Source organism: uncultured Maribacter sp., from assembly GCF_947500405.1.
Taxonomy (GTDB): domain Bacteria; phylum Bacteroidota; class Bacteroidia; order Flavobacteriales; family Flavobacteriaceae; genus Maribacter_B.
The window spans coordinates 177,987-189,066 of the sequence record NZ_CANMRY010000007.1; the positions used below are offsets into that span (position 1 = coordinate 177,987).

Below are 11,080 nucleotides of genomic sequence, written 5' to 3' on the forward strand. Positions count from 1 at the left end.
AAAAGCAAGTAATCTTATGTTCTTTAAAGAGTTAAAGTGTATAGCAACCAATAAAATTATGTAATTTTGCAATGCATTTTTGCAAAATTGTAGTAAAATGAACCTTCTTGAAATAAAAATACCATTTAAGGTATTGTTCTCTAATTGTTTAGAAAGGACAAATGTTCTTATTATGCTAAACTACATAAGTACTAAATGAAAATAATAATTGCGGGAGCTGGTGAAGTGGGGTTTCATTTGGCAAAATTATTCTCCTACGAATCCCAAGACATTACGCTAATAGATACCCGAAAGGATAGCTTAGCGTATGCGGATAGTCATTTAGATATTCGTGTAATTAAAGGCGATGCAACATCTATTTCTCTTTTGCAGGATGCACAGGTACAAGACTCCGATTTAGTAATTGGAGTAACCTCTTCAGAAACAACAAACATAACTTTGTGTGTATTAGCAAAGCAATTAGGTTGTAAAAGAACTATTGCAAGAATCTCTAACACGGAGTTTATTAAAAATAAAGACATTTTAAAGTTTTCTGAATTAGGGATTGATGAGCTTATTTCTCCAGAAGCTTTAGCTGCAGAGGAGATACAATTACTTCTTAATAAATCTGCCTTTAACGACACCTATGAGTTTGAAGACGGGAAGCTAATAATGATAGGGGTTTCCCTATTAAAAACTGCGCCATTTGTTGGTAAAATGGTTAAAGAAGCGGCAAAGATATTTCCAGAACTGCATTTTATGCCAATAGCCTTAAAAAGGTTAGGAACACAATTTACTGTAATACCAAGAGGAGATACGGTTTTTAAAGAAGGCGATCAAGTTTATTTTATTACTACTAGTGAGGGTGTAGATGAATTGTATAAGCTAACTGGAAAGAAAAAAGAAGAAATCAAGAATGTAATGATTCTTGGTGGGAGTAAAGTAGGATTTAAGACTGCCAGAGATTTATGTGCAAGTAGATTTAATGTAAAACTGGTAGAAAAAAATAAAGAAAAGGCTTTTGATTTAGCGGACGATTTACCAAACGCTCTTATAATTAATGGTGATGGTAGAAATGTAGAAGTTTTGCAGGAAGAAAGTTTAGAATCTATGGATGCTTTTATAGCAGTTACAGGTAATTCTGAAACCAATATAATGTCTTGTTTAGTCGCAAAATCTAAAAAGATAAAAAAAACCATTGCGCTTGTAGAAAATATGGATTACTTCCAATTGTCACATTCTATAGGTATAGATACACTTATTAATAAAAAACTATTGGCGGCGAATAATATTTTCCGTCATATTAGAAAAGGAGAAGTAATTGCAACTATGCGTTTAAACAATTTAAATGCAGAAATTTTGGAATTTGTTGTAAAGCCAGATTCTAAAGTTACAGGAACTATAATAAGAGAATTAGATTTTCCTAAATCGGCTACCATAGGTGGTGTTGTTAGAGATGGTAAGGGTATTATTGCTTTAGGAGGTTTTGAAATTAAAGCAGGAGATAGGGTAGTGGTATGTTGTTTGCCAAAAGTAATAGGAAGAATAGAAAGATTGTTTTTATAGCATGAAATTAAACTCAAAAATTATATTCCATTTAATGGGTTTGCTATTATTGTTCAATGGTTTATTTATGCTTGTTGCAGCAGTAGTAAGTGGAATATATAAAGATGGAGCTACCTTAGGTATTACATTGGCCTCTATAACAAGTATGTTTATTGGTACTTTTTTTATGTTCTATACTAGAGATCATAAAAAAGAAGTAAAAAGAAAAGAAGGGTATATTATAGTTACTTTTGGTTGGATTGTAATGTCTATTTCTGGTATGCTACCTTATTTGTTTTCTGGAGCTATTCCAGATGTTACCAATGCTTTTTTTGAAACAATATCTGGTTATACTACAACAGGTGCTTCTATATTGGATGATATTGAAGCAATGCCAGAAGGTATTTTAATTTGGCGTAGCATAACGCATTGGATTGGTGGAATGGGAATTATTGTTCTTGCAATAGCAATATTACCTTTATTAGGAATTGGAGGTATGCAGTTATTTTCTGCAGAAGCTCCTGGCCCAAATGCAGATAAATTGCACCCTAGAATAACAGATACTGCTAAACGGTTATGGTATATTTATGTTGGGTATACAGCTGCGGAAACTATACTATTAAAATTAGCGGGTATGTCTTTTTTTGATGCTGTTAATCATTCCTTATCAACATTGTCTACAGGAGGTTTTTCTACAAAAAATGCGAGTTTAGCATATTGGAATGATTCTCCGTTAATACAATATATTATTATACTATTTATGTTTTTAGCTGGTAGTAATTTTGTTTTAAGTTATTTTGCTTTTAAAGGAAAAATACAGCGAGTTCTTAAAGATGAAGAATTTAAATTCTATTCTATATTCATATTGGTATTTTCTATCATAGCAGCACTTGTAATTTATTACCAAGCAAATGTTCCAATTTCTGAATACCACCCAAAAGTTTTAGGCGTAACAGAAAGTTCTTTTAGGCACTCTTTATTTCAAGTTATAGCGGTTATAACCACTACAGGTTTTGTTTCTGCAGATTTTACTAATTGGACACCTTTTTTAACAGTATTCTTTTTTGGGTTAATGTTTTTAGGTGGTTCTGCGGGTTCTACAGCAGGAGGAATAAAAGTAATGCGGCATTTGTTAATTATAAAAAACGGATTGTTAGAGTTTAAGAGAACATTACATATAAATGCAATAATACCAGTACGCTATAATGATAAAACAATTAAAGAGCATTTTGTATATAATATAATTGCCTTTTTTGTTCTGTATATGTTGCTCTTTATTATTGGAGCATTAGTATTAGGGGCAATGGGATTAGATTTTGTTTCGGCTGTTGGTGGCGCGGCAACATCATTAGGTAACGTGGGACCTGGATTAGGAGAATTAAACCCTTTAAGTAATTTTAATGGACTCCCAGCTTTAGGAAAATGGTGGTGCGGTTTTTTAATGTTAGTGGGTAGGTTAGAGCTTTTTACGGTTTTAATATTATTTACACCTTATTTCTGGAAGAAAACGTAATAAAAAAAGTCCTGCTCATTAAGCAGGACTTTTTTTTAAGTTTGGAGTTTTAAGACTACTGAATAGCAGCTTTAATTCTCTTTATAGCTTCAATAATTTGTTCTTCACTAGCAGCGTAAGATATTCTTATAGAATTTCCATTTCCAAAAGCATCTCCAGTAACAGTAGCAACATTAGCATTTTCTAATAAGTACATAGAAAAGTCCGAAGCGTTATTAATTTTTGTTCCATTTAAAGTTTTTCCAAAAAAGAAAGTTACATCTGGATAAACGTAGAATGCGCCTTCTGGCTCATTACATGTAAAGCCTTCTATGTCATTTAGTAAGCCTAAAATTAAAGTTCTACGCTCTTTAAATTTATCTACCATGTATTGTATTCTGCTTACAGGCTCTTCTAGAGCAGTAATAACAGCTCTTTGAGCTATGCAATTTGCACCACTTGTAACTTGTCCTTGTAGTTTGTTACATGCTCTAGCAATATAGGTAGGAGCTCCAATATAGCCTATTCTCCATCCTGTCATGGCAAATGCTTTTGCTACACCATTTACGGTAACTGTACGGTCATACATATCCTCAAATTCTGCCATAGAAGCATGTGCAGTTACTCCGTAATTTATATGTTCGTAAATTTCATCACTTACCACAATAATTTGAGGATGCTTTTTAAGAACATCAGCAAGAGCTCTTAATTCTTCTTTACTGTAAATAGAACCACTTGGATTACAAGGAGAGCTATACCAAAGCATTTTTGTTTTAGGTGTAATAGCAGCCTCTAATTGTGCTGGCGTCATTTTAAAATCATTCTCAATAGAAGTTTCTATTTCTACAGGAACACCATCCGCTAGCTTTACAATATCACTATAACTTACCCAGTAAGGGCATGGTAAAAGAACTTCATCACCTTTATTAAGGCTAACTTGAGCAACGTTATACAATGCCTGTTTTGCTCCAGTAGAAACAACTATTTGCGAGGGATTGTACGTAATGTTATTATCTCTTTTAAATTTAGTGATAATAGCATCTTTTAATTCTACATAACCATCTACAGGAGTGTAGGAGTTATAATCATCATTAACAGCTTTGATTGCAGCTTCTTTAATGTAATCTGGGGTGTTAAAATCTGGTTCGCCTAAACTAAGGCCAATAATATCTTTTCCAGCGGCTCTTAATTCACGAGCTTTTGCAGCCATTTCTAAGGTTGCAGAAGGAGCTAAGCTGTTAATTCTGTCGGATAAATTATTACTCATAAAATAAAAAATTTTCTAATACTGTAGAGCAGGTTTTTTTCCTAACTCTTTTAAATGTTTAAAATGCGAAATTATAGCTTTTCTTGTTGTTTTATATTCGTTATATGGCAAATTAAACTCCTTTGCCGTTTGTTTAACAATTTCTCCAATTTTTGTGTAATGTATGTGGCTAATATTTGGGAAAATATGGTGTTCTACTTGGTGGTTAAGTCCGCCTGTGAACCAATTTATTATTTTACTTTTATTTCCAAAATTAACTGTTGTAAGTAACTGGTGTATTGCCCAAGTATTTTTTATGTTTCCTTTGTCGTCTGGTAAAGGAGTTTCTGCATCGTCTATAACATGCGCTAATTGAAAAACAACACTTAAAATTACTCCTGCTACATAATGCATTACAAAGAAACCAAGTAATAATTTCCACCAAGAAATATCTAGAATTATAAAAGGAATAACAATCCAAAGTGTTAAGTATATTAATTTAAAAATAACTAGCTTGCTCCAGTTTGCTATTGGGTTTGGGAATTCCCCGTAAGACAGTTTTCTTTTTGTATACCTATACATTTGTTGAAAATCTGTTGTAATAGCCCAGTTAAAAGTTAATAAACCATAAAGAAAAATAGAATAATAGTGTTGAAATTTATGATACTTTCTCCATTCTGCATGCTTAGAGAAACGTAGAATTCTTCCAGCGTCTAAATCTTCATCATGACCTTGAATGTTCGTATAGGTGTGGTGTAATACATTATGTTGTACTTGCCAATTATAAACGTTTCCGGCAAGTATATAAATGCTTCCTCCCATAAGTTTATTTACCCATTTTTTGTTAGAATAAGAACCATGGTTACCATCATGCATAACATTCATACCAACGCCAGCCATACCAACTCCCATTACAGCTGCTAAAATTAAATTTGCCCAATTGGGTAATCCTAAAGTTAAAATTGCAAAATATGGAGCTAAGAAAATAGCAAACATGATTGCGGTTTTTAAATGCAATTTCCAGTTTCCTGTTTTCTTTATTTTATTTTCTTTAAAGTATGTATTTACTCTTTTGTTAAGAGTTTTAAAAAAGTCAGTAGAATCTTTTCTGGAAAACCGTATTGTTGTTTTTTCCATAGTATATTTTTTTTACAAAGGTAACTTAAATTATGAGTTGGGAAGTTATAATACTTTGCTAAATCAGAAAATTAATTGGTGTTAAAATCCTTATTTTTGCAGAAAAAGCCATATAAATGGATGTAAATGTAATATATAGTTATTTTCCAGACTTAACGGAAGAGCAAAAAAAACAATTTTCTGAGCTAGAATTTTTGTACAAAGATTGGAATCAAAAGATTAATGTAGTTTCAAGAAAAGATATAGATGAGCTATATATTAGGCATGTGTTACATTCTTTAGGAATAGCTAAAATACAAAAATTTCTTCCCAATAGTTCTGTTTTGGATGTTGGTACTGGGGGTGGTTTTCCTGGGATTCCTTTAGCAATTTTATTTCCTGAAACTCAATTTACTTTGGTGGATGCAATAGGTAAAAAAATTAAAGTTGTTCAAGAAGTTGTAGATGGTTTGGGTATAACTAATGTAAAAGCAATGCATACTAGAGTTGAAGATTTAGATGTAAAATTTGATTTTATTGTTAGTAGAGCAGTTGCAGCTATGCCAACTTTTGTACATTGGGTTAAAGGTAAAATTAAAAAAGAATCTTTACATGAAAGAAAGAATGGAATTCTGTATCTAAAAGGAGGAGATTTATCTGAAGAGTTGAAGGACTATAGAAATACAGAGATTTTTGATTTAGAACCCTTGTTTGAGGAAGACTTTTTTGAAACAAAAAAAGTGGTGTATTTGCCTCAGAAATATAAGGGCTAGTTTAATAAAAAAATGCACCCTAATTAGGTGCATTTTTTATTTATATAACATAATATTATTTACTCCAAGGCGGAACAACACCGTTAGAACGAGCATAGGCAATTAATTGCCCTTTGTGCTCTCCGTTATGTTCCATGATAGCTAAAAGCCCTCCAAGTTTATTCATTTTTGCAAATCCAAAATCAACTTCTTCATTAAGAGAAGCCGTTGTAACCATGGTTATTTTTTCAAGAACAAATGCGTTAGATTTTTCTAAAGCAGCTATAATATTTTCTTTACCAGTAATTTTGTTTAACTTCATTATATCTACATCTTCTGGTGGGGCAAATCCCATTTTGGAAGCTAGGTAGTAGTTTCCTCCTGCAACATGTAATAGTGCTTCACCAACAGAAACTACACCTTCAGTAGGTCTCCAATCATATTGTTCTTCAGAAAAAGCATTTGCTAATTGAATAACTTGCCCTTGGTTACCTGTTAATACTGCCTGAATGGTAGTTTGCGTAAGATCGTCTTGCGCATTTACGTTAAAAAATGTTAGTGTAAAAATAGACACTAGTAAAAATAGGGTTTTCATTTTGCGGTATATTTAAGTTAGAAAGATGTGTTAATAGTCTTTTATCAAAAATAGTAAAATAAAAAAGTACCTGCGTTTAATCAGATGTTTTTTTATTATAAATGTTACTATCTATTTAAAGAGCTACTAGTTATCTAATATTGCGTTTTTATCTTCATGGCCTCTTTTTGTCTCTTTAAAAGAGTTAGTGTCAGAATTTTTTAATAATGTTGTTTTTATAGTAGACATTTTTGGCAGATACATTGGTGTTTAGTTTGTTATTCTAATATTTTACTAGATAGTTGAGGTTTAAATGTTCTGAGGTTATTTATTAACCTAGATTAACTAGATAGATTGTTATTTGCTATGTTGGTAATCAAAGAAAAACTCCCATTTTTCAGTATTAGAAAAATGGGAGTTTTAAATTTTTAAATAAAATTATTTTATCCTAAAAAAGGATATCTATAATTCTCTGGAGTCACAAAAGTTTCTTTTATTAATCTAGGGGATACCCAACGTAATAAATTTTGTGGAGATCCAGCCTTATCATTAGTTCCAGAAGCTCTTGCACCACCAAAAGGTTGTTGTCCTACAACAGCACCAGTTGGTTTATCATTAATATAAAAGTTTCCAGCACAATTTTCTAGTGCTTTTGTAGCTTCTTCAATAGCGTATCTGTCTGTAGAAAGAACCGCTCCAGTAAGTGCATATTCCGAAGTATTGTCAACTAATTTTAGAGTTTTGTTCCAATCTTTATCCTCATAAATATATATAGTTACAATGGGACCAAATAATTCGGTTTCCATTGTAGCGTATTTAGGGTCTGTAGTAACAATAACGGTAGGTTCTATAAAGTATCCTTTAGATTTGTCATAAGTGCCGCCAGCAATAATTGTGGCATCATTATCTTCTTTAGCTTGATCTATATATTTAGCTAACTTGTCAAAAGATCCTTCATGAATAACAGCAGTAATAAAATTACTCATGTCTTCAGGAGAACCAGGTTTGTTAAAAGAAGCAACATCCTTTTTTATTAAATCTAAAATTTCTTTAGAAGTAGATTTCGGTAAATAAACCCTTGAGGCAGCGCTACATTTTTGACCTTGAAACTCAAAAGCACCTCTTACTATAGCTGTCGCTACCTGTAAAGATTTTGCAGAAGGATGTGCAAGAATAAAATCTTTACCGCCAGTTTCTCCAACTATTTTAGGGTACGTTTTATAGGAGTGTATGTTGTTTCCTATTTGTTTCCATAATTCTTTAAATATAAAAGTAGAACCTGTAAAGTGAAGTCCGGCAAAGTCTGGACTAGATAATACGGTATTAGTAATCATTACGGGATCTCCGTAAATTACATTAATTACACCATCAGGTAAGCCTGCTTCTTTAAAAATGTCTACGATTACTTTAGCAGAGAAAATTTGACTATCACTTGGTTTCCATACCACAACATTGCCCATCATAGCGGCACTTGCAGGTAAATTGCCAGCAATGGCAGTAAAATTAAAGGGAGTTACTGCATATATGAAACCTTCTAATGGTCTGTATTCTACTCTATTCCAAACACCTTCAGCAGATTCTGGTTGCTCTGTGTATATTTGAGACATAAACTCTACGTTAAAACGTAAAAAATCTATAAACTCACAAGCAGCATCAATTTCTGCTTGATGGATAGTTTTAGATTGCGCAATCATTGTTGCAGCATTTATTTTTGCTCTGTATGGCCCAGCAATTAAATCTGCAGCTTTTAAGAAAATAGCAGCACGTTGTTCCCAACTTAAATTAGCCCATTTCTGTCTAGAGTCTAAAGCATTTGCTATAGCATTATCTACATGTTTTTTTTCTGCAACGTGGTATTGACCAACAATATGTTTATGGTCGTGTGGAGGAGATAATGGTTTTGTATTATTGGTTTTTACTTCTTTATTGCCAATGTACATTGGAATGTCTACTGTACTGTTAAAGTAAGTACTATATTGTTGAAGAACTTCTGCTCTTTCAGGAGAACCTAGAGCATAGCTTTTAATAGGTTCATTAATAGCTGTAGGTACTTGAAAAAAACCTTTACCCATACTTTTGTTTTTTTTATTAAAAATTATTAAACAAAGGTATTAAATTGAGAGCTTAATTGGGATATTCGAAACTATATATATTTGATTTAAGAATATGATAATTTTTTGCATCATTTTAATTAGAATAATATAATATATAATACTATTCCTAGTAATTAATAAGATGCTTTGTGTAATTAAATAAAAAATCCTAATCTATATAACTATGTAGATTAGGATTTTTTTTGGTAAAATATTTAGTTTGGTTAGTTTAGAGCAAAAGGTGCGCTAAACTTAAAAGTGGGAATATATACTCTTATTTTTTCAGAAGTTCCAAAATTAATCATGTTGTAATGTCCTTTCATAGCTCCAATAGGAGAGGCTAATAGGCATCCAGAATTATAAGTGTGAGATTCTCCTGGGAGAATTACTGGTTTTTTACCTATTACACCTTCGCCATCTAGTAATTCAAGATCATTTAATGCATCATAGATTTTCCAATGCCTAGAATTTAATTGCACAGAATCTTTACTTTGATTTTCAATGGTAATTGTGTATCCAAAAGCAAAATGCATTTTGTAATTTTTAAAAAAAGTGCCTTCAAAATTTGTGTTAACTGAAACTTTAATGCCGTTAGTTACTTGTGTTGTCATATGCATGCAATGTGTAAAATACCTTCTATGATTTATCTAATAAAGCATATTTGGCGCTAAAATAGAAAAAATAGAATTTAGATGTAAATATTTGTTCAAGTACTTATGTGTTGAGGTTTAGTTAATACTATGGCTTCAACAAAAAAAATACTATAGTTTTTTTATAATCAATCCTTTTAATTGATTAAGAGAGAGCAAGATAAATAACATTAACGTATAAAAAAAAAGTAAAAGCTTATGATCGTTATAAGTATTTATTTTTCTGATGTAGCTCTTTTATTATCGGTGAATGGTTTTTTTAAAAGTATGCTTTTTGATGACAAAACTGATTTTTTCTGATTTTTAGAATACCCAAAAATTACAAGTTTTTTAATTACTAATGTTTCTTGAGTTAGCGGATCCTATTCCTATGATGCTATCATATAAATCACCAAAAACACGATAATAAACAATAATTGTATAGTTGTTTTCAGTGTTATGAAAATTTCCACATACGGTGTTTAGGTCAATAGTATCATCTTTTCTTTTAATTACATATTTGTAATTGTAAAACCCTTGTTTAAGAGGGATTGTGGCTTCCATCATTCCATTTTCCTCGTTATATGACATTAAATTATCTTCATTTAAAGCATAGTTGTTGTGTTTTCCATAAATGTAGACATCATCAAGTGCTAATTCTTCTTTATAGGGTAGGCTAAAGTGAACTTTGGTGTATTCAGCTTCTCTGGAAGAATTTGTTCCTTGTAGGGTTCTAATAGCAAAATCGCCATTAATGTCTGGGTAATAGGTGTATGGTCTTTCGTTCCTATAAATATTAGAAAACAAATAATGATTATATAGGTCTGTAAGGTCTATTTTGGCTATCGCAGATGTAGGGGCTCTTAAGTCTTTGGTGTCAAAATTAAAAAATTCGTTTCCGCCATAAAAACTAGTTTCCTTGTCATATTTATATACTAATTCTGAACCTAAAGTAAATTGAGGAGGGATATTGTTAATAGCTGTTGGCCAATGGTAATTTTGTAGTATAGCTACTTTAACTTCTTTTTTTGGATTTACTAAGGGGTAGCTACTTGCATTAATAGTAAATTGAACTACTTGTTTCTCATTTAGAAAATTAAAATCTCTAGATCTTTTAACCGTAGCTCCAATTTTAACAAGATCTTGATATACTATAAATCTTCTTGAAAATTGAAGCTCATAGCTGTCATTATATATTTCTAAAATATAGTTTCCACTTACTTTTAGTTTAACATTTTCATTAGGAACGGTTAATTGATAATTAGAATAGGGTTGTAGGGTAGAGTAGCTATTCTCATAATTGGTAATACGCTGGTTGTCTACACCTTTTAAATATTGAGATTTTAATAGGTCAGATTTTTCCCAATTATAGTTGCAGTGTATTATTTTGTAATAATAATCTTGTTCATTTGCTAGAATATCATCAAACTCAAGATACATTGGGTCTCCTAATTGTATTATAGGAAATTGATCTTCCGTTGGGCCTTTAAAAATAATGGATTTAATATGGTAAGGTTCGTTTACTTCTTCTAGAGCTTGACTAGTGAGGTAAGTACTAAAAAAAAACAATGTTATTGTTGTAATTATATATCGCATTAAAAAAGGAATTATTTTGTGGTAAAGGTAATCAAAAAGCATACCTAAAAAATTAACA

At 31.4% G+C, this 11,080-nt stretch carries 9 protein-coding genes; 3 read left to right on the forward strand and 6 right to left on the reverse strand.

Annotated features, from left to right (window positions below; translation table 11 throughout):
- Positions 1 to 195: 195 nt before the first annotated feature.
- Complete coding sequence (gene trkA, locus Q0945_RS11450; RefSeq protein WP_121069013.1) at positions 196 to 1,545, forward strand: Trk system potassium transporter TrkA; 1,350 nt, start codon at positions 196 to 198, stop codon at positions 1,543 to 1,545.
- A gap of 1 nt (position 1,546) precedes the next feature.
- A complete protein-coding gene (locus tag Q0945_RS11455; RefSeq protein WP_299434645.1) occupies positions 1,547 to 3,037 on the forward strand; it encodes a potassium transporter TrkG in 1,491 nt (496 codons plus the stop codon).
- Between the two features lie 55 nt (positions 3,038 to 3,092).
- On the opposite strand, the gene Q0945_RS11460 is transcribed toward Q0945_RS11455, so the two are convergent.
- Together Q0945_RS11460 and Q0945_RS11465 are read right to left on the reverse strand one after the other, a co-directional pair.
- Positions 3,093 to 4,283, reverse strand: coding sequence for a pyridoxal phosphate-dependent aminotransferase (locus Q0945_RS11460; protein WP_299434647.1), 1,191 nt, complete (start codon positions 4,281 to 4,283; stop codon positions 3,093 to 3,095).
- Between the two features lie 15 nt (positions 4,284 to 4,298).
- A complete protein-coding gene (locus Q0945_RS11465; protein WP_299434648.1) occupies positions 4,299 to 5,399 on the reverse strand; it encodes an acyl-CoA desaturase in 1,101 nt (366 codons plus the stop codon).
- Between the two features lie 116 nt (positions 5,400 to 5,515).
- On the opposite strand from Q0945_RS11465, the gene rsmG reads away from it, so the two are divergent.
- Positions 5,516 to 6,151: a 16S rRNA (guanine(527)-N(7))-methyltransferase RsmG gene (gene rsmG / locus Q0945_RS11470; RefSeq protein WP_299434650.1), complete on the forward strand. Its 636-nt coding sequence runs from the start codon at positions 5,516 to 5,518 to the stop codon at positions 6,149 to 6,151.
- 55 nt (positions 6,152 to 6,206) lie between these two features.
- On the opposite strand, the gene Q0945_RS11475 is transcribed toward rsmG, so the two are convergent.
- The 4 genes from Q0945_RS11475 to Q0945_RS11490 all read right to left on the reverse strand — a co-directional run bounded on the left by Q0945_RS11475 (position 6,207) and on the right by Q0945_RS11490 (position 11,022).
- Positions 6,207 to 6,725, reverse strand: a complete 519-nt coding sequence (locus tag Q0945_RS11475; RefSeq protein WP_299434652.1) for a DinB family protein — start codon at positions 6,723 to 6,725, stop codon at positions 6,207 to 6,209.
- 422 nt (positions 6,726 to 7,147) lie between these two features.
- On the reverse strand, positions 7,148 to 8,776 hold the full coding sequence (pruA, locus tag Q0945_RS11480; RefSeq protein WP_299434654.1) for an L-glutamate gamma-semialdehyde dehydrogenase: 1,629 nt from the start codon (positions 8,774 to 8,776) through the stop codon (positions 7,148 to 7,150).
- Positions 8,777 to 9,021: 245 nt separating this feature from the next.
- Positions 9,022 to 9,408, reverse strand: coding sequence for a Co2+/Mg2+ efflux protein ApaG (gene apaG / locus Q0945_RS11485; RefSeq protein ID WP_121069020.1), 387 nt, complete (start codon positions 9,406 to 9,408; stop codon positions 9,022 to 9,024).
- A gap of 369 nt (positions 9,409 to 9,777) precedes the next feature.
- Positions 9,778 to 11,022, reverse strand: a complete 1,245-nt coding sequence (locus Q0945_RS11490) for a DUF5103 domain-containing protein (protein ID WP_299434656.1) — start codon at positions 11,020 to 11,022, stop codon at positions 9,778 to 9,780.
- Positions 11,023 to 11,080: the final 58 nt, after the last annotated feature.

What these genes read in the sequence shown, in the direction of transcription:
- trkA (WP_121069013.1), top strand. Translation starts at nt 196, where the DNA reads ATGAAAATAATAATTGCGGGAGCTGGTGAAGTGGGGTTTCATTTGGCA.
- Q0945_RS11455 (WP_299434645.1), top strand. Translation starts at nt 1,547, where the DNA reads ATGAAATTAAACTCAAAAATTATATTCCATTTAATGGGTTTGCTATTA.
- Q0945_RS11460 (WP_299434647.1), bottom strand. Translation starts at nt 4,283, where the DNA reads ATGAGTAATAATTTATCCGACAGAATTAACAGCTTAGCTCCTTCTGCA.
- Q0945_RS11465 (WP_299434648.1), bottom strand. Translation starts at nt 5,399, where the DNA reads ATGGAAAAAACAACAATACGGTTTTCCAGAAAAGATTCTACTGACTTT.
- rsmG (WP_299434650.1), top strand. Translation starts at nt 5,516, where the DNA reads ATGGATGTAAATGTAATATATAGTTATTTTCCAGACTTAACGGAAGAG.
- Q0945_RS11475 (WP_299434652.1), bottom strand. Translation starts at nt 6,725, where the DNA reads ATGAAAACCCTATTTTTACTAGTGTCTATTTTTACACTAACATTTTTT.
- pruA (WP_299434654.1), bottom strand. Translation starts at nt 8,776, where the DNA reads ATGGGTAAAGGTTTTTTTCAAGTACCTACAGCTATTAATGAACCTATT.
- apaG (WP_121069020.1), bottom strand. Translation starts at nt 9,408, where the DNA reads ATGACAACACAAGTAACTAACGGCATTAAAGTTTCAGTTAACACAAAT.
- Q0945_RS11490 (WP_299434656.1), bottom strand. Translation starts at nt 11,022, where the DNA reads ATGCGATATATAATTACAACAATAACATTGTTTTTTTTTAGTACTTAC.